Annotated in this window: 17 protein-coding genes and 1 tRNA gene; 7 read left to right on the forward strand and 11 right to left on the reverse strand. The window is 69.2% G+C overall.

Annotation, left to right across the window (positions count from 1 at the left end; all coding sequences use genetic code 11):
• Window positions 1-52 precede the first annotated feature (52 nt).
• The gene (locus tag G4D85_RS44760; protein WP_164020571.1) at window positions 53-2,215 is read right to left on the reverse strand and encodes a hypothetical protein; all 2,163 of its coding nucleotides are present in this window, start codon (window positions 2,213-2,215) and stop codon (window positions 53-55) included.
• Between the two features lie 389 nt (window positions 2,216-2,604).
• On the opposite strand from G4D85_RS44760, the gene G4D85_RS44765 reads away from it, so the two are divergent.
• The 3 genes from G4D85_RS44765 (at window position 2,605) to G4D85_RS44775 (ending at window position 6,235) form a co-directional block, all read left to right on the forward strand.
• Window positions 2,605-3,837 carry an alpha/beta hydrolase family protein gene (locus G4D85_RS44765; RefSeq protein WP_240359888.1) on the forward strand — a complete coding sequence of 411 codons (1,233 nt, stop codon included), beginning with the start codon at window positions 2,605-2,607 and terminating at the stop codon, window positions 3,835-3,837.
• Between the two features lie 302 nt (window positions 3,838-4,139).
• A complete protein-coding gene (sitA5, locus tag G4D85_RS44770) occupies window positions 4,140-5,618 on the forward strand; it encodes a SitA5 family polymorphic toxin (protein ID WP_476705377.1) in 1,479 nt (492 codons plus the stop codon).
• A gap of 23 nt (window positions 5,619-5,641) precedes the next feature.
• Window positions 5,642-6,235, forward strand: coding sequence for a pentapeptide repeat-containing protein (locus G4D85_RS44775; RefSeq protein WP_164020576.1), 594 nt, complete (start codon window positions 5,642-5,644; stop codon window positions 6,233-6,235).
• Window positions 6,236-6,262: 27 nt separating this feature from the next.
• On the opposite strand, the gene omp85 is transcribed toward G4D85_RS44775, so the two are convergent.
• A complete protein-coding gene (omp85, locus tag G4D85_RS44780) occupies window positions 6,263-7,438 on the reverse strand; it encodes an Omp85 family outer membrane protein (RefSeq protein WP_205525990.1) in 1,176 nt (391 codons plus the stop codon).
• A 178-nt stretch (window positions 7,439-7,616) separates the two neighbouring features.
• On the opposite strand from omp85, the gene G4D85_RS44785 reads away from it, so the two are divergent.
• Both G4D85_RS44785 and G4D85_RS44790 read left to right on the forward strand, forming a co-directional pair.
• The gene (locus G4D85_RS44785; protein ID WP_240359897.1) at window positions 7,617-9,179 is read left to right on the forward strand and encodes an alkaline phosphatase family protein; all 1,563 of its coding nucleotides are present in this window, start codon (window positions 7,617-7,619) and stop codon (window positions 9,177-9,179) included.
• The gene (locus G4D85_RS44790) at window positions 9,176-10,258 is read left to right on the forward strand and encodes a lysylphosphatidylglycerol synthase transmembrane domain-containing protein (RefSeq protein ID WP_164020578.1); all 1,083 of its coding nucleotides are present in this window, start codon (window positions 9,176-9,178) and stop codon (window positions 10,256-10,258) included. The genes G4D85_RS44785 and G4D85_RS44790 overlap by 4 nt, the downstream gene beginning before the upstream one ends.
• Before the next feature lie 72 nt (window positions 10,259-10,330).
• On the opposite strand, the gene G4D85_RS44795 is transcribed toward G4D85_RS44790, so the two are convergent.
• From G4D85_RS44795 to G4D85_RS44825, 7 genes are all read right to left on the reverse strand, one after another.
• Window positions 10,331-10,414 (reverse strand) — tRNA-Leu (locus G4D85_RS44795).
• An 81-nt stretch (window positions 10,415-10,495) separates the two neighbouring features.
• Window positions 10,496-10,873 (reverse strand): 2Fe-2S iron-sulfur cluster-binding protein, encoded by a 378-nt coding sequence (locus G4D85_RS44800; protein WP_164020580.1) that lies wholly within the window; start codon window positions 10,871-10,873, stop codon window positions 10,496-10,498.
• A gap of 1 nt (window position 10,874) precedes the next feature.
• Window positions 10,875-12,719 carry a Fe-S protein assembly chaperone HscA gene (gene hscA, locus G4D85_RS44805; protein WP_164020582.1) on the reverse strand — a complete coding sequence of 615 codons (1,845 nt, stop codon included), beginning with the start codon at window positions 12,717-12,719 and terminating at the stop codon, window positions 10,875-10,877.
• Window positions 12,716-13,273, reverse strand: coding sequence for a Fe-S protein assembly co-chaperone HscB (gene hscB / locus G4D85_RS44810; RefSeq protein WP_205525991.1), 558 nt, complete (start codon window positions 13,271-13,273; stop codon window positions 12,716-12,718). The genes hscA and hscB overlap by 4 nt, the downstream gene beginning before the upstream one ends.
• A gap of 103 nt (window positions 13,274-13,376) precedes the next feature.
• Window positions 13,377-13,781 carry a HesB/IscA family protein gene (locus tag G4D85_RS44815; protein ID WP_164020585.1) on the reverse strand — a complete coding sequence of 135 codons (405 nt, stop codon included), beginning with the start codon at window positions 13,779-13,781 and terminating at the stop codon, window positions 13,377-13,379.
• Window positions 13,782-13,805: 24 nt separating this feature from the next.
• Complete coding sequence (gene iscU, locus G4D85_RS44820; protein ID WP_164020587.1) at window positions 13,806-14,207, reverse strand: Fe-S cluster assembly scaffold IscU; 402 nt, start codon at window positions 14,205-14,207, stop codon at window positions 13,806-13,808.
• 128 nt (window positions 14,208-14,335) lie between these two features.
• Window positions 14,336-15,697: an IscS subfamily cysteine desulfurase gene (locus G4D85_RS44825; RefSeq protein ID WP_205525997.1), complete on the reverse strand. Its 1,362-nt coding sequence runs from the start codon at window positions 15,695-15,697 to the stop codon at window positions 14,336-14,338.
• A gap of 388 nt (window positions 15,698-16,085) precedes the next feature.
• Between G4D85_RS44825 and G4D85_RS44830 the strand changes: the two genes are divergently transcribed.
• Window positions 16,086-18,155, forward strand: coding sequence for an SPFH domain-containing protein (locus tag G4D85_RS44830; protein ID WP_205525992.1), 2,070 nt, complete (start codon window positions 16,086-16,088; stop codon window positions 18,153-18,155).
• Window positions 18,156-18,218: 63 nt separating this feature from the next.
• A complete protein-coding gene (locus G4D85_RS44835) occupies window positions 18,219-19,661 on the forward strand; it encodes a protein-disulfide reductase DsbD family protein (RefSeq protein WP_164020590.1) in 1,443 nt (480 codons plus the stop codon).
• 18 nt (window positions 19,662-19,679) lie between these two features.
• On the opposite strand, the gene G4D85_RS44840 is transcribed toward G4D85_RS44835, so the two are convergent.
• Both G4D85_RS44840 and G4D85_RS44845 read right to left on the reverse strand, forming a co-directional pair.
• The gene (locus G4D85_RS44840) at window positions 19,680-20,294 is read right to left on the reverse strand and encodes a tRNA-uridine aminocarboxypropyltransferase (protein ID WP_164020592.1); all 615 of its coding nucleotides are present in this window, start codon (window positions 20,292-20,294) and stop codon (window positions 19,680-19,682) included.
• A complete protein-coding gene (locus G4D85_RS44845; RefSeq protein WP_164020594.1) occupies window positions 20,291-20,839 on the reverse strand; it encodes a hypothetical protein in 549 nt (182 codons plus the stop codon). The genes G4D85_RS44840 and G4D85_RS44845 overlap by 4 nt, the downstream gene beginning before the upstream one ends.
• Between the last annotated feature and the right edge of the window lie 80 nt (window positions 20,840-20,919).

The following is a 20,919-nucleotide window of genomic DNA, read 5'->3' on the forward strand; positions in this document are numbered from 1 at the left end:
GAATGAGGGAAGGGGCCACCGCGGCGTGTGCACACCGCGGTGGCGGGTGTGGCTAGTAGAGGCGGGCCAGCGGGAAGCTCTTCGACTCGTTGTACAGGTTCACCCTGCCGCCGAAGCCGGACCAGCTGAAGATGGGGAACTCACCGTGGAGCGGACCCAGCTCCCCGTAGAGCGAGATGCGCCCGTCCAGGAACCGCATCTCGATGTCGAGCTTCGACGAGAGGCGGAGGAACAGGGTGTTGGGGTCCGTCGGGTGCGACGGCGAGCTCAGGTAGATGCCGATGTCGCCATAGAGCGGCACGTTCACCCGGGCGATGACCACCGTGCCACGCACGGCGACCTGGAGGCCGGGCACGCCAATGCCCACGGAGGCGAAGCCGTTGATGGAGGCGTACGGGGTGATGGTGCCGAACAGGTCCAGCCCGAGCAGGTCCTCGGTGCAGTTGCGGGTGATGGCGCCACCGATGCTCATCCGCACGCCCGCCTCCGCGGAGATGCCGCCCGACACGGTGACGGGGATGAACCACACCATGAAGGTCGCGGAGGCCCGCGCGGCGTCGCTCTGGAAGAAGGGCCTGCCCTCCGCGAACGTGACGCGGAGCGGGTAGTTCTGGTCGTGGGTGTAGACGGTCAGCCCCAGGACGCGGGCGCCAAGCTTGAGGCGGATGCCGTTGCCCTCCGTGGCGGCCTCGCCGTTGACGTGGGCCACCTCGAAGCGCGTGGGGCTGAAGACGTTGACGTACGCGTTGAACTCTCCGTAGAGCCGCGCGTTGGTGTCACACCAGGCGCCCAGCATCTTCGCGGTGCCGCCGGCCTGCGTGACTTCCCAGCCCGCCGTGTAGTCGTAGCCGCCGCCGAACGTGGCGTCGCCCGAGTAGCCGCTGTCGCTGGACTCGCCGCCGTGCCGCACCTCTCCCGAGCTCGGGTCCACCGGCAGGTCCAGGTTCCGGATGTGCAGGCCGTAGGCGACGATGTACTGCGAGAGCAGCGTCGTGCTGAGCGTGTAGTCCTTCTGCTCCAGTCCCTTGACCTTCAGCAGGTCCGCGTTGCGCACGAAGCTCTTCTCGCTGAAGTCGTTGCCCGTGAGGAAGAGGCAGGCCTGCAGGTCCGCCTCGCGGCGCGGTCCCATCGCCTCCTCCACCATCTTCAGGTACCGGCGCGGGCTCCAGTCACAGGCCGTCAGCTTCTGGCTGTCGAGGCAGCCCTGCTTCTGCGCGTTGACGAGCGAGGACTCGAGCGCCTTGTCCAGGCTGTAGAGCTGCTCGGCGGCGCGCTTGTCGAGCTCCTCCGTGGAGTGGTCTCGGGACTTGTAGAGCTTCGAGTTCTGGTACCACTCGCTGTAGACAGTCTCGCGCTGGCGCAGCAGGGCGGCGAAGGACTCCTGCTCCTGCTGATACTCGTTGAGCACGTCGTCCGGCACGTTGGCCAGCTGCTTGGCCTGGGCCTCGTGCCACGAGTCCGACGGGGCGGCCCACTGACGCGCGGTGGCGTTGTTGGCCAGCTTGGCGGCTTCGGACTTGAAGACGTAGCCGTTGGCGCCCGTGGGATAGGGGCCCGGCGTGAAGCGGAAGTACGCGTTCTTCGCTACGGCCTTTCCGTCCCAGAGAGGGGCCAGCTTCGCCTGGTCTCTCGCGTAGAGGGTGCGGTAGGCGATGCCGTCCTTGCCGTACGCCGCGGTGATGAGGGCGCGGTAGTCGTCCCCGTGCTCGCCCGCGCGCAGCTCGAAGCGGCTGAAGTCGTAGTACTTCTCGTGCACGAACTCCTGGCAGGAGGTGAGCTGGGTGCCGTTGCCGTCCCAAGCGTTGAGCTGCTCCTGGTACTTCTTCTCGTCCTCCGTCAGGTTCTCCATCTTCTTGCGGTAGAGCACCTGGCCCTTGAGCACCTGGCCCGCGAGCGTCTGGTTCATGCCCTCGAACTGCGTCTCCTTCGGCTGGTGGGTCTCATAGGCCACCGTGGCCGTCTTCCCGCCCATCTCCTTGGGCAGCAGGGCCGTGCGCTTGGGTCCAGCCTCCCACCGCGCCTTCCACTCCGTCTCCACGAGCCCCTGGCAATACGCGTCGTGAGTCTGGCCACAGCTGCTCGCGCGGTAGTCGACGTTCGCGCACTGGTCCAGCACGGGCTTGGGGCAGTCCGCCGCGAAGCCCGCGGGTGCCGCGAGCACCGTGACGGAAAGCCCCGCCCAGCGCAGCTTGCGCATGTGTTTCCCTAGCTTCATGTGATGCCTCCTCCGAGTTGTGTGAGGGACCGGCACGGGGCGCGGTCCTGCCCACGCATTGAGCAGGGCGCGTGCCACTGTGTTTCAGCCCCTGTTTCAGAGGAGGGCCCCGGAGGACGCGAGGACCCGTGAGCTACAAGGCGCGGTGGCGTGTTGCTCCTGAAGCCACAGGGACTCGGCCGCGGGTCCTCTCCGGCGCCGTGCGGCGGCGCCGGAACGAGTGACAGGTTCGAGCGCCTCCGGCGTTTGAGTCCCGAACGCCCTTTTTCGAGAGGTTTCAGACCATGGGTTCTTCGTTGGACCGACGCTCTCTGCTCCAAGCCAGTCTGGGTCTCACCGGTGGCCTCGCGCTGCTTCGCGCCAGGCCCGCTGACGCCTCACCGCGCCCCATGGCTGGCGTGCCGTCCGCGCCGGAGCGCAGGCCCTGGTACGAGCTGGGGTTGATGGCCGACCCCATCATGGACAGCCAGCTCCTGCACTTCCTGGCCGCGACCTACAGCGCCCAGGCGGACATCGGCGAGGTGCTCGACACCGCGAGCCGCATCGTCCCGGATGATGACTGGAGCTGGGCCACCGAGTGGGTTAGCACGGCCGACCGTCTGCGCGGAATGGGTGACGCGAGTCGCGCCAGGGGACGCCGGTACAGTGCCGGCAATGCCTACCTGCGAGCCGCCAACTACTACCGCGCCGCCTTGATTCACCACCCCGAGCCGGGCCACCCGAGTGTGCTCGAGACGGGGCGCAAGGCCGTGGATGCGTACAACAAGGCCATTGCCCTGCTCGAGTTGCCCGCGGTCGCCGTGCGGATTCCGTACGAGGGCACGACGCTCCCCGGCTACTTCTTCCGCTCGCCCCGCGCCCGGGGCCGCGCGCCCCTGCTCATCTTCCAGCAGGGACGCGACGCCTGTCCCGAGGAGTCCAAGTATGTGATGGATGCCGCCCTGGAGCGGGGCTACCACTGCCTCATCGTCCACGCGCCCGGCCAGGGCATGGCCATCCGCGAGCAGGGGCTCACCTTCCGTCCCGACTGGGAGAAGGTCATCACCCCGGTCATCAACTTCGCCACGCGCATCTCGGGTGTGGACTCGGGGCGAATCGCCCTGCTGGGCTGGAGCATGGGAGGCGCGCTCGTGCCGCGTGCCGCCGCATTCGAGCGGCGCATCAAGCTGCTCATTCCCAATCCCGGCGTCCTGAACTGGGGACAGTCCTCGTTCGACCAGTTCAACATGTACTTCCCGGACATCATGCCGCTGCTCGATACGGACCCGCAGGCGTTCGACGCGGCGATGGCGCAGCTCATGGACGCGGTGTTCCTGTATCGCTGGTACATGCGGGACTCGATGTCCAAGCACGGTGCCAGCTCGCCGTCGGACCTGTTGTTCAAGCTCCGTGAGTTCAACAACGAGTCCGTCGTCCAGCGCATCCGCTGCCGCACGCTGGTGGTGGATGGCACCGCCGAGGCGTTCTCCGTGGGACAGGCGCGACTGCTCTTCGACGCCCTGACGTGTCCCAAGGACTACCTGCTCTTCACCGAGGAGGACACCGGGCTCCTGCACTGCCAGGAAGCCGCGCAGGCCGTGGCCAACCACCGCATGTTCGACTGGTTCGACGAGTACATCTGAGCCGTGTCCGGAGGGCAGGTATTGGCGTCGCCACACTGCCTGGCTCGTCGACGGGCTCCAGGTCCTCGTCGAACGTGGGGTCCTGTTGCGCTCGTTGAGGATGACGCGCACCTTCTGGCCCACCCGGAAGCGGGGCTCTGGGAGCTTCATGCCGCTGCCCTTGATGGGTGGGTCCTCTCGACTGACGTGTTAGGAGTGATTCCTCCACCTTCAAGGTTGGTGTGAATGGAGCTCCAAGCGTCGTCCTCGGCTTGCCTGTGCCTCTCTGGCGTCACGATGCTCTCATGAGTGCGGAACCGGGCGTGACACTCCACCGGGTCGGTGCCGTTCTCATGGTGCTGCTGACCGCTTGCGGCGCCGCTTCGCATGTTCCTCGCCAGGCCTGGGACGACCGCGAAGCAGGACCCCAGGCTTCCCGGTACTCACTGAGCATCTTCTCGCCACGCACCTCGCACGTCGAGCCGGTGGAGTTGGATGATGACGACTTCACTGAGGCCGTGGCGAGGTTGACGCGCGAGGCTCGCCCCACGGCGTTGCCGCGGGAATCCGCCAGGCGGCTGTTCGCCCGGGAGGCGGACGGTGGGCTTCCAGCGCACAAGACGGGAGGTCCCCTCATCCGGATGGCATCCCTGGAAGTGGCAGGCCGTGCCTCCCAGTCGGAAGCGGAGCTGACGCGCGAGTACCTGCGCTGGTGCGTCCGGACTCAGGGCGGCGGTGACTGCCTGAGCCTGCTGGTAGATGGCCCCACGGTGCGCGGTGACGACAGGTACGCGCTGGCCCTGGCGATCTCCCTGGGCTCGGTGCTGGGAGAGACGAAGGAGGCGCTGAAGGGCATGGTGCAGCCCTCCGCGGTGCTGTCCATGCTGGTCTGGACAGCCACCGTGTACCTGCTGCTGTGGGCATTGCCCGACCCGCTCTCGAAGGGACTCGCGGCCGGGCTGACGGTGGCCCTGCTGGCCTGGCTGGGCGTGGACACGGTGTGGAGCCTGATGCGGGGCTGGGTGCGGCTGGTGGAGGAGGCCGACCGTGCCACCACTTTCGAGGGCTTGAGCACCGCCGGAGAGAAGTTCGGCCGGGTGATGGGAGAGAACACCGCACGAGTACTGGTGCTGGTGGCCACGGCGGCCCTGGGGGGCTCGGCGACGAAGCTGGCGCAGAGGGTGCCCAAGCTGCCTGGGTTCACGCAGGCGGCGGTGCAGGCCGAGGCGCAGGGCGGGGTGCGACTCGCGACGCTGGCCGAGGTGGAGACGGTGGCGGCCTCGTCCGAGGGCACGTTCTCGGTCTTGACCCGGAGCCCGGGGCGTCAGGCCGCCGGGGCGTCAGCGGAGGCAGAGGTCGCAGCCACTACCGTCATCCGGCACCAGGGCGGAAACCGGCAGGTGGTCATCAACGATCAGCGCTGGCACGTGCCCGCGAACAAGTCGCTGAAGGAGATTCCGGCGACAGACCCGGTGGGAGATCAGCTTCAGGCCGCAGCGGCTCGCGGAGCCGAGCGTTGGAGGTCGCGAGGGCCGGAGGGCGATGAGCTTGCGGCAATCGAGCAAGCCACGTCGCAAGGTAAGGCGTGGCTGGCGCGCTTGTTGGAGCGTCAGTCCAGGGGACGCTTCGTGGAGAGAGAGCTTCGGAAGCAGTTTCCGGAGCTCCGCTGGAGCCGGACAGGAGTCGACGCCGTTGATCCAGCCACCGGGTACAGATACGAAGTTCTCTCCGGGACCGAGTCCAACCTCGCCCTGCATGGGCAGCGCATGGCGGACTCCTTGTTCCGAATGGTCACGTTCTGAGCAGATCTGCGAGCCGATACACGATGATTCAGTACCGCGACACGGAACTCGAAAATGAGCGGCTCGAGCTGAACAGCAAGACCGAGCACTATTACCTCGGTCATCACCTCACCCTAAGGAACTGCACCCTCGTCATCGGAGTGCCCGCGAGCGCGCTGACCATTGCCAGGACGCGTCTCATCGACTGCACCATCGAGGTGAAGAAACAACTGAAGCATTTCCCCTGGGACGGAGTCTTCTTGAAAGGCTGTCGCTTCACGGGCGTGCTTACCGGCTGCGACTTCGGACGCTGGCCCGACTCGGAAGAGGGTGGCATCGAAGGTGGCGACTTCACGGGCGCGCAGCTGGAGGGCTGCCGCTTCATCGGCTGCGACGTAAGCTCCCTGAAGTTCCCCGCGTGGCCGTGCTTCACCCTCCTGAACCCCGCGCAGAGGAGCCACGAGCTGGCCGCCGTGCAATGGCCAGGTCAGCTCGGAGTCGTGGCGAGGACCTTCTCCAAGTACCCATCGTCCACGGCGGCCGTGACGTTCTCCGCGACGAAGCTCGCCCGGGAGTTCGGCACCACGGAAGAGGACATCCGCGCCGTGCTGGACCGGCTGGACGGCGTAAAGCTGTAACGAGCCTGGCCCCTGGCCCGTTGCTCCTCAGAACATGTGCCCGAACGTCAAATACAGGCGCCGCTTCCCGGACTCCGTGGAGCGCGCGTAGTCGATGCGCACCACCGCGGCTCTCCGGGCCAGCCGCACGCCGCCGCCGATGCCCGGGTGCCACTCGTACCACTTGCCGTCCGGCACGCCCGGGTGCCACACGCGCCCGAAGTCCATGAACACCACCGCGCCCAACCGCATGTCCTGGCCGAACACCTTCAGGTTCGCCGCCTGGAAGCGCAGCTCCGTGTTGCTGAACGCCTTGATGTTCCCCGAGAAGCGGTTGCGCTCAATCCCGCGCACACTGCTCATCCCGCCGACGCCCTCCGTCACGTTGACGCCGCCCGTGTTGCTCCACTCGTAGAACGGCACGTCGCCAAACAGCATGTCCAGCGTCAGCCGGTGCGCCAGCGTCAGCCGTGAGGACAGCTTGAGGTAGCGCCGCTCGCTCAGGGTGATGCCCACGTAGTGGTACCGGCTGCCCGTCGCTGTGCCAGACACGCGCAGCGCCAATTCCTCCACGCCGCCCACCGTCGGGTCCGACTCGTCGTCACGCGTGTCCCACATCACGCCCGCCAGCAGCTGCCCCGTGGAGCCGCCTTCGATGCCGAGCGGCTTGTCCTGCCCGAGCTTGGACGTCTCGTACGCGTCCACGCTCGTGTGTCGCCACCCGTACCCCACATACGACTGGAGCGGATGCGTGTCGCCGCAGGGCCGCCCTCGCAGGCGCACCCAGAAGCCCGGCGAGCCCTTGTCGAAGTTGTACCGGGGGTCGTTCTCGTCGCCGCGGAAGTCCGGGGCGGACTTGTTGCCCGCGCCGAAGAACGGGCTGCGCATCTCCCGTCGGTACTCCAGCCGGCCCTCCAGCCGCATCGGGCCCAGCAGCTGCGGCCCGTCGTAGCGCAGGTAGTGGTTCTGCACGCCGCGGCTGCTGAAGAACACCTGCGCGCCCAGGGCGTGCGCGTACGGCGCCTTCCCCGGGGCGTACAGGTACATGCCTCCCACGCCGCCGTAACCGAACCCATGGTCCGAGTTGAAGCTCACCAGCGGCAGGGCAATCGCGTCGACTCCGGATTCCTTCTTCGCGGGGGGAAGCCCGGGCGCGGGCTGCGGCGGTGGCACCACCGGGGCAGCACTCAGGCTGGCGAGCAGGACGACTGCGGGAATGAGCATTGGGGACCGCTCTGACGTCTCAGCCGGGCAAAAACATCCCGAGGGTGTGAGCGGCCCAGGCCGCCTGCCTACCCACCAGCAGACCTGGCTGCCGGCGAAGGCGAGCGGCCTCCCGAGTGCTCATCTTGGCTCGCGGGGGAGGGGAGGCGTCAACGTGAGCGGTGTCATCACCCCAGCGATGCACATGTGGGCCAATGGCCTCGTGCGCCGGATTGGCCGGAAGGTGCCGCCCGCATCACAGCGCCGGCCCAGGAACGTGGTCATCGTCCACCTCGATGGTGTCCCGAAGACCCTCCTGGACGAGGCGATTGTTGCCGGGCGGATGCCCTTCTTCGCGAGCCTCGTCCGCTCTGGCGCCTTTCACCTGGAAGACGCGTTCTGGGGTGCACCCACGTCCACGCCCTACTTCCAGGCGGGGCTGCTGTACGGGATGCGCCACTCCAACCTGCCCGCGTACTCCTGGTACGACCGCGAGCTGGGACGCGAGGTGCGGATGAACGCTCCTTCGGACGCGCGGGAAGTCGACGAGCGCCTGCGCGGTGCGGGGCGCACCAGCCTGCTGGACGGCGGCGGACACGGGTACTTCTCGCTGTTCCGTGCAGGCGCGGACAACGCGCTCAGCATGAGCACGCTGGCCAGCTTCAAGCAGATGGCGCGCTCCTTCTCCTACGAGATGATGGGCGTGTCCGCGGCGCGCACGCGAGGCACCTTCTCCTATCTGCGCACGCTGGGCATGGACACGTGGCACGCGGCGCGCGAGGTGCGGCACTGGGCGCGCTCCCTCCAGGACTGGCGCCACGAGCAGGGCTTCCTCTTGAGCCGCGTGCTCCTCCAGCGGTTGGGCTGGAGCTTCGCGCACACCAAGGCGCTGGTGGACATGGTGCGGGGCGTGCCCGCCATCTACCTCGTCTATGGCAACTACGACGAGGTGGCCCACCGGCGCGGGCCCCGCTCGCCGCTGGCGCTCGAAGAGCTGCACCGCGTGGACACGTACCTCTCGGAGCTGTACGCGGTGGCGCGCACCGTGGAGCGGCCCTACGACGTCATCATCCTCTCCGACCACGGGCACGTGGACAGCCTGCCCCTGGAGCAGCGCCAGGGCCGGCGCCTGGCGCAGTGGCTGCTGGAGGGCGAAGTCCCCGGGCCGCTGTCCGAGGACCTGGCGCGAGGACTCTGTGACGGCCGCCCACGCCCCGCGCCGGACACCACGCCGCGCGCGCCCTTCACTCCCGTGGTCATGGAGTGCGGCAACTTCGCCCACGTGTACCTCTCCGGAGAGCGCCAGCCGCTGGAGGCGCGGGAGCTGCTGGCGCGGCACCCGGACGTGCTCGCACGTGTGACGCGGAGCCCGGAGATTGGAATCGTCGCGGTAAGGCGGGGCAGCTCGGCGGTGGCGCTGGTGAAGGGCGGCGTGTACGGCCCGGATGAGCTGGACCGCGCCCCGCTGTCCCCTGAGTTCAGCAGGCGCGCGGTGGCGGAGTTCCTCCGCGTGCTGCCGTCCATGACGACGGCGGGAGACGTGGTGCTCTTCGGCGAGGCGGTGCAGCGCGGCGGCACCGTGGGCTTCGCCTGGGAGTTCGGCTCGCACGGTGGGGTGACGCGCACGGAGGCCAACAGCCTGGTGGCCTGGCCCGCGAATGCTCCGGTGGACCTGTCCGGGCTGAGCCACTGCGTGCAGCTCCACGAGCGACTGGCGGAGACGTACCTGGACCCGGCGCCCCCCCTCAGGTTGGTGCTGTGAAGGGGCGCGGACAGGGCGGGCGGGCCCTTCTCAAGGTGCTGCTGGCGGTGTTCGGCCTGGGGCTGTCCGTCGTCCTGCTGTCCACGGCCTTCTTCAAGTGGAACCTGCAAGGCACGGGGCCGCTGCTCCAGCCGCGCTTCCCGCTGGACGAGTTCGTGAGGGACCTCCCCGGCCACCTCGTGTGGCTGCTGCCCTTCTTCCTGCTGCAGGCGTCCGTGATTCCGCTGCGCGCGGTGCAGTGGCAGAGCACCCTGCGCCGGCCGGTGCCGCTGAAGGAGCGCTACCACCTGGTGGCGATTGGCGCCTTCGTCCACAACGCGCTGCCGGGGAAGCTGGGCGACGTCATGCGCTCGTTCCTCCTGTCGCGCACCCAGCGCATCCCCTTCCTGCGCTGCCTGGGCTCGGTGGGCGTGTGCAAGCTGATGGAGTTCGCCGCGCTGATGCTGCTGGTCTCCGTGTCCCTGCTGGGCCCCTTCGGCGCGACGCTGTCCCGCTTCGAGGGCGAGCTGAAGGTGGCCGTCTCCCTGTGCGTGGGGCTGGTGGCCCTGGTGGTGCTGCTGGCGCACTGGTCCGCTCCGCTCGCGCACTGGCTGCACCGGCGCCACAAGCTGCCCCGGCTGGAGGGCTTCCTCCACCACGTCAGCGATGGCCTGGGCACCGCCCGCTCCTTCATCGGCATGGCCCGGGTGTTCGCCTTCTCCGTGGGCCCGGTGCTGGCATCCGCGCTGGCCTACGGCCTGGCCCTGCACGGCATCGGTATCAGCGGGGGACTCTTCGCCGGAGCCGTCGTCCTGGGCGCCATCTCCCTGGGCCAGTCGCTCCCCGGGGTGCCGGCGGGCCTGGGGCTCTACTACTTCGTCACCAGCTGGGCCGCCCGCAGCCTGGGCGCCACGCCGGAGGACGCCGCGGCCTTCGCCACGCTCACCCACCTGGGCACCGTCATCAGCCAGGTGGGCGTGGGCGCCGTCTCCGTGCACCTGCGGAAGATCCGCATCCGGGATTTGCGCAAGGGAGGCAGCCTGGCGCGCGAGGCCGCGCAGCACGTGGCCCATGACTCCGTGGAGCCCGCGCCGCCCTGAGGCGTCGAAGCAGGACTCCTGAAAAGCGAAAAGGGGCCCCGGTTCGGAAACCGGGACCCCTTATCAACTTCATGCCCAGGAGAGGACTCGAACCTCCATGCCCTTGCAGGCGCTAGACCCTGAATCTAGTGTGTCTACCAATTCCACCACCTGGGCGGGTGGGGCTGTGCTGCCGTGCTGCGATGGGCGAGACGTATAAAGATCCTGCCTCGCCCCGTCAAGCACTACGTAACAACCCTACTTCTTCAGCGGCCATTTCCCCTCGGCCTCCAGCGTGCGGCGGAGGGCGGGGTTCTCGTCCATGAAGGCGGTGAGGGACTCCTCGGTAATCTCCACCAGGATGTCCTCGCCGCCCAGCTCCGTCTGGCAGCTCAACCGGGAGTACGGGCGGACGTCGAACCCCATGTCCAGGCGGTCCGCCTCCGCGTCCGTCTGCTCGCTCAGCGAGTCGAGGCCCTTGCGCACCCAGATATGGCAGGTGGAGCAGGCACAGACGCCGCCACAGCTGTGCCCCACCTGAGCGCCGCAGTGCTCGGCCGCGTCCAGCAGGGTGGTGCCCGTGGGCACGTCGGCGCTGACCTCGGCCAGGGGGCTCTTGAAGGTCACCTTCGGCACGTCAGTACTCCTCCACGGAGTGCCCGGCCACCACCGAGGTGATGGCCTGGTTCATCACCCGCTCGATGAAGGGCCGCGACGCCTCGTCCAGCGTGTGCACGGCCTCCTTCAGCTTCAGGTGGTCCTCGCCCTTCATCAGCTCGCGCACCCGGGCCAGGCCCGCGTCGATGGCCTCCCGCTCCCCCTCCTGGAGGAGTGAGCCGTGCTCGCGGAGCTGGCGGTCGGCCTCGGCCAGGACGCGCTCGGCGTCCACGCGCTGCTCGCGCACCTGCCGGGCCTGGATGTCGTCCTCGGCATGGTCGATGGAGTCGAGCAGCATCTGCTCGATTTCCTCATCCGTGAGGCCATGGCTCGGCTTGACGGTGATGGACTGCGCGGCGCCGGTGCTCTGCTCCTTCGCGCTGACGGAGAGGATGCCGTCCGCGTCCACACTGAAGCGGACCTCCACCCGCGCGATGCCCGCCGCCAGCGGCGGAATCCCGGAGAGGGTGAAGCGCGCCAGGCTGCGGTTGTCCTCCACCAGCTCGCGCTCGCCCTGCACCACGTGCACGTCGAGGCCCGTCTGCCCATCCTTGAAGGTGGTGAAGACCTGGGCCGCCGCCATGGGGATGGTGGAGTTGCGCGGAATGAGCTTCTCCACAATGCCGCCCATCGTCTCCAGCCCGAGCGACAGCGGAATCACGTCCAGCAGCAGCACGTCGTCCTGGCGATTCACGCTGGTGAGCAGGTTGGCCAGCACCGCCGCGCCCAGCGCCACCACCTGGTCCGGGTCGATGTCGCCCAGCGGCTCGCGGCCAAACAGCTCCGCAACGAAGCGGCGCACCGCCGGCACGCGCGTGGCGCCGCCGACCAGGATCACCCCGTCCAGCTCCCCGGCCGTCACGCCCGCGTCCTTCAGCGCCCGCCGGCACACCACGCCCGTCTTCTGCACGTACGGCTGAATCCAGGTCTCCATGTCCGAGCGCTTCACCGTCTGCGTGTGGCCGCCCACGGTGAGCTGCACCTCGGGCGCGTCGGTGAGCGCCTCCTTCGCCTTGCGCGAGGCCGCCAGCACCTCGGCCACCAGGGAAGGGGAGGGCTCCGCGGCGCCCATGGCCTGGAGCACCTGCTGGGCAATGGCGCGGTCGAAGTCGTCGCCCCCCAGCGCGGAGTCGCCGCCGGTGGACTTCACCTCGAAGATGCCCTCCACCAGCTTGAGGATGGAGACGTCGAAGGTGCCGCCGCCCAGGTCGTAGACGGCGAAGGTGCCCTGGCTGCCCTTGTCCAGGCCGTAGGCCAGCGCGGCGGCGGTGGGCTCGTTGAGCAGCCGCAGCACCTCCAGCCCGGCCAGCCGGCCCGCGTCCTTGGTGGCCTGCCGCTGGGCGTCGTCGAAGTAGGCGGGCACGGTGATGACCGCCTGCTCGACCTTGGTGGAGAAGTGCGCTTCCGCGCGGCGCTTGAGCGCGCGCAGCACCTCGCCGGACACCTCAATCGGCGTCACCGGGGTGCCGCCGGCCACGTCGAAGCGGACCACCTTGGCGCCGGGGACGAAGCGGTAGTGCCCCAGCTTGCGCGTCTCCGCGTCGTCCGGGCTGCGGCCCATGAAGCGCTTCACGGAGGCAATGGTGTCGGTGGGGTGCTCGGGCGCCAGGCGCCGGGCCCGCGCGCCGACCACCACGCCGCCGTCCTTCGCGTAGTGCACCACGGAGGGCAGCAGCAGCGAGTCCCCCTCGTCCACCGGGACGCAGCGGGGCGTGTCCTGGACCACCGCCGCGACGAGCGAGTTGGTGGTGCCCAGGTCGATGCCCACCGCGTAGCCCTTGGGCTTCAGCGGGTCGTGGATCTGCAGGTAGCCGTTCTTGCTCACGACAGACTCTCCTCCTCGAACGCGTCCACCTGCTCGAGGAAGCGCGTGAAGTAGCGCACCCGCCCCAGCGCGTGCGATGCCTTTTTCACCAACGCCTCCCCGTTCGCTCCCGCCCCCCCGCCCTCCAGGGTGCGCAGGATGCCGGCCGCCTCGGCGAGCGCCACCATGCGCCGGGCCTCCACGTCGGTGGCCATGACCCGGGCGCGCGCGAGGTCCTTCTTCGCCATGGCGCCATCCAGCGCCTCGCGCAGCTCCATGACCTCCTCCAGGAACTCCAGCGGCATGTCCTTCTGGGCGCCCGCGTCCTCGCGGTCCAGGTCGATGCCGTGCAGCTTGAGGAGGTAGAAGGCGCGGCGCACCGGGTCCTTCAGCGTCTTGAAGGCCTCGTTGAGCGCGGTGGTGCCCTCCAGTGCCTTGAGGCGCTCGCGAGCGTCGGCCTGCGCCACCCGGTCCGGGTGGAGCCGCAGCGACTGCTCGCGGTACTGCTTCTCCAGCGCCGGCACGTCCACGTCATAGGCGCGCGGCAGCCCGAAGACGTCGAAGTGGGTCCTCACAGGGGGCTCTCCAAAGGGGTGACAAACGAAAAGGGCCCGGCGGCTGGCCGGGCCCATGTGTCGGTGGCCCCGCCCGGGAAGGGGCGGAGCACCGGAGGCCGCTTCAGACGGAGAAGCTCTCTCCGCAGCCGCAGGCGGCCTTCACGTTGGGGTTCTCCAGCTTGAAGCCGGAGGCCATCAGCGTCTGCTCGAACACCAGCGTGGTGCCGATGAGGTACAGGTAGCTCTTCGGGTCCACGAAGACGCGCACGCCGTCCTTCTCGAAAATCTTGTCGCGCTCGCGGGACTTCTCGGACCACTCCATGGAGTACTGGAGGCCCGAGCAGCCGCCGCCCTTCACGGCCAGCCGCAGGCCCGCCTCGGGCGTCTGGCGCTGCTCCAGCAGCTCCTTCAGCCGGCCCACCGCGCTGTCCGCGATGACAATGCCCTTCGGGGGGGCGGGCTTCGCCGCGGGCGCGGTGGCAGGCGGCTGGCTCTGCATCGTCTCCTGGGTCGCCTGCTCACTCATGGTTGCCTCTCCCGTCCCGCCGCGTCAGGACGCCTTGGCCTGGCGCGCGGCGCGCTTCTTCTTGAAGTCCTCGATGGCCGCCTTGATGGCGTCCTCGGCCAGCACGGAGCAGTGGATCTTCACCGGCGGCAGGGACAGCTCGCGGGCCACGTCCTTGTTGGAGATGGTCATCGCCTCGTCCACCGTCTTGCCCTTCACCCACTCGGTGACGAGCGAGGAGGAGGCGATGGCCGAGCCACAGCCGAAGGTCTTGAAGCGGGCATCTTCGATGCGCCCGTCCTCGGTGATCTTCAGCTGCAGGCGCATCACGTCGCCGCAGGCGGGGGCGCCCACCAGACCGGTCCCCACGTTCGGGTCTTCCTTGTCCATCGTCCCGACGTTACGGGGGTTCTCGTAGTGGTCGATGACCTTGTCGCTGTAAGCCATATCGACTCCTTCAACGGATGCTTCGCACCAAAGGTTCCGGAGGGCAATGCCCCCCATCCGAGGGGCCATGCGCTCCGCTGTATGCCAGGAAAGACGGGCTAATGCGCCGTTCACTCGGATGGGCGGCGCTAGTGCGCCGTCCACTCAATCGACTTCAGGTCGATGCCTTCCTTGGCCATCTCGTAGAGCGGGCTCATCTCCCGCAGCTTGCGGACCTTGCCCACGACCAGCTCTACCACGTAATCGACTTCCTCTTCCGTGGTGAAGCGGCCCAGGCCGAAGCGGATGGAGCTGTGCGCCAGCTCCTCGTCCACGCCCAGCGCCCGGAGCACGTAGGACGGCTCCAGCGAGGCGGACGTGCAGGCGGAGCCCGAGGACACGGCCACGTCCTTGATGCCCATCATCAGGGACTCACCCTCGGCGTGGGCGAAGGAGATGTTGAGGTTGCCCGGCAGCCGGTGCTCCATGGAGCCGTTGATGACCGTCATGTCCAGCGCGTCCGTCAGCCCCTTCCGGAGCTTCTCGCGCAGCCGGAGGATGCGGGCGGACTCCTCGGGCAGCTCCTTGCGGGCGAACTCCGCCGCCGCGCCGAAGCCGACGATGGCCGCCACGTTCAGCGTGCCGGAGCGCATGCCGCGCTCGTGGCCGCCGCCGTCGATGATGGGGGCGATGCGCACGCGCGGCTTGCGGCGCACGTAGAGGGCGCCGACGCCCTTGGGGCCGTACATCTTGTGCGCGGTGATGGACGCGAGGTCCACCTTCATGGCCTCCACGTCGAAGGGCACCTTGCCGATGCCCTGCACCGCGTCGCAGTGGAAGAGCACGCTCTTGGAGCGGCACAGGGCGCCAATCTCCGCGACGGGCTGCACGGTGCCAATCTCGTTGTTGGCGAACATGATGGAGACCAGCACCGTCTTCGGCGTCATCGCCGCGGCCAGCTTCTCCAGGCTCACCCGGCCGTCCTGCTCCACGTCCAGGTAGGTGACGCGCGCGCCGCCGGTGGGCAGCTCCGCCCACTTCTTGTAGGTGGCGTCGTTCTCCACGTCGAACTTCGCGGCCAGCTCGGCGAGGTTGTCCTCGGTGACGTCCTGCTCGGCCAATTGCGCCAGGCGCAGCGCCTTCAGCTCGTCCAGGCGCTCCTGGCGGATGCGCTCCAGGCGCTTGCAGGTGTCCAGGACGGCCTTGTGCTCCGTCTTGAGGGTGATGATGTGGTCACCCTTGGACTTGTAGAACTCGATGACGCCCTTGATGGCCAGGTTGTCGGACTCGGTGGCGCCGGAGGTGAAGACGATTTCCTGCTCGGACGCGCCGATGAGCTCGGCCACCTGCTGGCGGGCCTTCTTCACCGCTGCCTCGGCCTTCCAGCCGAACACGTGGTTGCGGCTGGCCGCGTTGCCGAAGTCCTCGCGCAGGTAGGGCAGCATGACCTCCAGCACCCGCGGGTCCAGCGGCGTGGTGGCGTGGTAGTCCATGTAGATCGGCAGCTTCACCATTGCTTCCAACACCTTCCTGTAAGGGGGCTTCTACCGCCCCCGCGCCCCGGCGCCAGCAGGTGGCGCGCCGCAGAGGTCCTACACCAGCGCACATGAATGTGGACCGGACTGGTCAAATATAAAAAGGAGTGCCCCCGGGTCAAGCGAACATAAGGCGCACGCGAGATGTGGGAGGTGCTCCGGAATGGCGCCCGGGCGCAGCCCCAGGCTCTGGAGTTGCGCCGTCCGGGTTCAACGCCGCGCCGCCGTGGATCACTCCGGGTGCACCGTTCTGGAGCGGAGTGCGCCGGAATGGCGCGGCCCCTTCGCCCAAAGGCCTGATTTCCCGGCAGGCCATGCCTTGGCCGACTGCCTGCACAGAGGCCCTGTCGCAAGGGAGGCAGGCATGAGCGCGAACACGAAGCAGGCGGCCAAGGCGAAGGAGTCCCCCGAGTCCGGTGAGGCAGGTGGCAGGACTCAGCTCGTCCGTGTGGACGGCGGCGGGGGTGGCAGCGGGAGGGGAGAGCACCACATTCGCCATGCGGAAGGGTGGCGCGCGGGCAAGCCGGTGGAGGACCCGGAGAAGATGAAGCGCTGGGGGCTCGTCACGGCGCGGCCCAGCGAGTTCCTCGTCCACATGCGGCGCGGCCGGGTGCGCGACGTCAGCGGCCAGGGCGCCAGCTGCTTCAAGCTGCCGGGCGACTCGGTGGCGATTGTGCCCACCAGCATCCAGCGGCTCCAGTTCACCGCGGACCAGGTGACGAACGAGAAGGTGGGCGTCCAGGTGACGGGCCTCGCGGTGTACCGCATCGCGGACCCGCTGGTGGCCTTCCGGATGCTCAACTTCTCCTTCCCGGAGCGGGCGCAGGAGAAGCTGGCGGAGCTGCTGCGGGAGATGTTCGTGGGCGCCGCGCGGCGACTCGTGGCGAACATGTCCGTGGAGGAGTGCTTCTCCAAGCGCAAGGAGGGCATCGCCGCGGAGCTGATGCGCGAGATTGCCCCGGTGGTGGCGGGCAACGGCAAGCTGGAGGACCAGGTGGACGCGGGCTGGGGCGTCATCCTGGACACGATTGAAATCCAGGACGTGCGCGTCCTGTCCTCCACCGTCTTCGAGAACATGCAGGCGCGCTTCCGCCGCGAGCAGGAGCGGCAGGCGCGCGAGGCGGAGCTGGCCAAGGAGCGCTTCGTCCACCGCGAGGAGACGGAGGCCGAGCGGCAGCTCAGCCTGCAGCGGCTGGCGGCCGAGGAGGAGGTGCGCCAGGGCCGGCAGGTGGCCGACGAGCAGGCCCGGCTGGATGCGCTGGCGGTGGAGGCGCGCGTCGCCGAGGCGAAGCTCGCCCAGGAGCGCACGCTGAAGCAGGAGCAGGCCACGGTGGAGCGTCAGGTGGCGCTCACCCGGCTGGCCGCCGAGCAGGAGGTCCGCCAGAAGAAGCAGGTCTCCGACGAGCAGGCGAAGCTGGAGGCGCTGGCCGGAGAGTCCCGCCTGTCCGAGGCGAAGATTGTCTCCGAGCGCACGCTGTCCATCAGCCGCGCGCAGGTGGAGATGGAGAAGCTGCAGCGCGAGCAGGAGGACGAAATCGCCCGTCAGCGCATGGCGCTGGAGACGCTCAAGCGCGAGCAGGACACGAACGTGCACCAGGCGAAGCTGGAGCTGGAGAAGCTCAAGCTGGCGCAGGAGGCCGAGGCCGCGCAGGCGAAGGTGGAGCTGGTGCGCCTGCAGCGCGTGCAGGAGGCGGACGCCGCGAAGGCGCAGCTGGAGCTGGCCCGCCAGCAGCGCGAGGCGGAGCTGGAGCTGGCCCGTCAGGAGCGCGAGCAGCAGCTGGAGCTGGCGCGGCTGCAGCGGGAGCAGGAGGCGGAGTCCACCAAGGCGCGCATGGAGCTGGCGCGGCAGCTGCGCGAGCAGGAAATCGAATTGGCGGCGCAGCAGCACGACCAGGAGCTGTCGCTGCAGAAGCAGAAGCGCGAGCAGGAGGTGGAGCTGGCGCGGCTTCGGGCCGAGCAGGAGGCGGAAGCCGAGAAGGGCCGCCTGGTGCTGGAGCGCATGCGCCGCGAGCAGGAGCAGACGACGGCGCGGCACGAGGCGCTGCTCGCCGAGCACCAGCAGGAGGCGGAGCGGCTGCACGCGGAGCTCCAGGTGGTGCAGGCGCGCAAGTCCATCGTCGAGACGGAGGTGGCCATCGCCGAGCTGCGCGTGCGCAAGGACCGGACGCACCAGGAGCTGGAGCTGGTCAAGGCTCGGGCGCTGCGCGACATCGAGAACAGCGTGAGCGCGGAGGTCATCCAGATGACGCTCGCGCAGCAGCTGCCGCAGGTGGCCGCCGCCTTCCAGCAGAAGATGGGCGAGGTGCACGTCACGGCGGTGGATGGGGCCAACCCGTTTGGTTACATCGCCGCCGCGGTGGAAGGTGTCATGGGGTTGGCGCGCTCCGCGGGCCTCAAGGTGCCTGCCTCCTCGCCTGCCTCTCCGGCGCAGTAGCCCGTTTCCCCGGGCCTGCGTATAGAGGGTGGGCCCGCAGGGGAATGACGGAGCGAAGCGCACATGGACGCGAAGAGACTGGCAGTGGTGGCGGTGCTGGCGGGTGTGGCGGTGGCCGTGGTGCCCTGGCTGCTGCCCACCGGCCCCACTGCCGGCCTGGACGCGGCCCGGTTCCTCGAATCGGGCAGCCTGGCGGTGGGCGCCGCGGTGGTGTTCGCCGGCGGGCTGCTCACCGCCCTGACACCCTGCGTCTACCCGCTCATCCCGATTACCGTCTCCGTCTTCGGTGCGCGGAAGGCGGAGGGGCGGGGCAAGGCGCTGCTCCTCACCTCGGCCTACATCGTGGGCATGGGGGTGGTGTTCAGCGCGCTGGGAATCCTGGCGGCGAAGACGGGCCAGGCCTTCGGCGCGCTGCTGGGGCATCCGGCGGTGGTGTCGGGGCTGGCGGTGTTCCTGCTGCTGCTGGCCACGTCCATGTTCGGCGCCTTCGAGCTGGCGCTGCCGTCCAACTGGCAGTCGAAGCTGACGTCGGTGGGCGGCTCGGGCGTGGCGGGCGCGTTCCTCATGGGCAGCGTGTCGGGCTTCCTCGCGGCGCCCTGCACCGGGCCGGTGCTGACGGGCCTGCTGGCCTTCGTGGCGAAGACGGCCAACACCACGCTGGGCGCGACGCTGCTGTTCATCTACGCGCTGGGCATCGGCGTGCCCTTCTTCCTCATCGGCGTCTTCACCGTGCGGCTGCCGCGTGGCGGCGTGTGGATGGAGTGGGTGAAGAGCGTGCTGGGCATCATGCTGGTGGCGCTGGCCTTCAGCTACCTCAAGGACGCGATGCCCTGGGCGCGTGACGTGGTGAAGGGGCTGGGCGCGCAGGTGGGGCAATTGCCGGGCGCGGCCATCGCCGCGGTGCTGGCGGTGGCGGGCGTGCTGGTGGGCGCGGTGCACCGCTCGTTCAAGGAGGGCGCGCGCGACTTCTCGCTGAAGGCGCTGGGCGTGGCGCTGGTGGTGGTGGCGCTGGTGCTGCGCGGCGGCGCGCTGGACGCGGGCCCGGTGGGCACGCTGTGGGTGAGCCTGGGCCTGGCCGAGCCGCCCGTGGCGCCGTCCTGGCGGTGGCACCACGTCATGCCCGCGAAGCAGGCGACGTTCTCCCCGGAGGAGTTCGAGAAGGTGCTCGCGCAGGCGAAGGCCGACGGGCGCCCGGTGCTCATCGACTTCTTCGCGGACTGGTGCGCGGCCTGCAAGGAGCTGGACCGCGAGACGTACCCCGCGCCGGAGGTCATCTCCCAGTCGTCGGAGGGCCAGTTCCTCAACATCAAGATTGATGCGACGAACAGCGAGGACGCGCTGGATGCGCTGCTGGAGCGCTTCGGCGTGGAGGGCCTGCCCACCGTGGCCTTCGTGTCGCCGCAAGGCGAGGTGCTGACGAAGCCGCGCATCACCGGCTTCCTGGAGCCCAGCCCGTTCGCCCAGGAGATGAAGAAGGCGCGCTGCTCGTCCGAAGGCGCCTGCTGAGCCTCGTGACGGGGGACTTCAGTCCCCATCGTCCGCGTCACAGCCGGGCGTCGCCAGCCGTCCACGGCTCATCATCACCCGGTCGATCATCACCTCGTGCAGCGCGTAGAGGGGGCTGGCCACGTGCTCGCCCTCCAGGTGCGCCAGCGCTCCGGCGATGGCCTCCAGCGTGGACATGCCGTCCGGGTGCGGCGGCCGCCTCAGGCGGCGTGTGTCCGGCAGCGGTGGGGGCAGCTTCAGGCCCGGCAGCCGTCGCAGCGCCGGCACCCGCTGCACCATGCGGCGCGCCTGTCCCCAGCTTCCGTCCAGGACGATGAGTCGCGCGGGCGGAGTTGCGTCCGGCGTGGTCTCCAGCTGCGTGTCCGGGAAGAGCAGCCACGTGTCCGGCGCCTCCAGCACGGAGGTGTCGAAGGGCTGGCCCGGCGAGCCATAGGAGACGATGCGGCAGCGGGGCAGGGCGAGCGCCGCCATCCGCGCCGTGTTGGTGGACTTCAACGTCTCCTTGTGGTGGCGGATGACAAGCAGCTCCGTGCGCGTGGCGATGCTCGGCACCTCGGCGCACAGACACAGGTAGGTGGGCAGGAAGCAACGCGGGCAGCGGCCAGCGAGGTCCTCCGGGGTTCGAGACCTCATTTCCCCTGACGGTAGCGCTCCATGAGGGTGCGCGCCTCGCGCAGCTTCTCCTCGACGAAGCGGTCGTCCGCGTCCGGCTCGTAGTCGGCGTCCGGCAGGTCGAGGTGGAAGAGGGCGGACAGGCTCGTGGGCGTGACTTCCAGCCACTCGGCCGTGCGGTTGAGGGCGGCCTGCCGGCGACCGGCGAAGGTTTCCGGGCCGTCCTCGGGGCCGCAGCGGCAGATGCGGGCCGAGTCTCCCGACACGTCCACGTAGAGGCCCAGCACCTCCGCGTCCAGCTCCGCGGCCAGCGCGCAGGTGGCCTCGCTGACGTAGGCGGCCATGGCCTGGGCGGCGGAGCGCTCCGTCAGCGAGCGGACGAGGAACACCTGCCAGCCCGCCTCGGTGAGGGGCCCCGCCTCCTGCAGCGGCGCCAGCTCCGCGGGCGGCGCCTGGATGCGAGAGAGCAGCCGCCGCACGGGCGCCTCCAGCCGCTCGAGCCGGGCGCTCGACGCGGGGCAGAAGAAGACGACGCGGTACTCACGGCTGTCGGCTGCGGTTTCCATAGGCATACGGCGTCGCCAGGAACAGAGAAGGTGTCCGCGGAGTGCGGGGCCCCAAGAGGACCAAAGGACTCCCCGCACAC

The organism is Pyxidicoccus trucidator (genome assembly GCF_010894435.1).
Lineage (GTDB): Bacteria > Myxococcota > Myxococcia > Myxococcales > Myxococcaceae > Myxococcus > Myxococcus trucidator.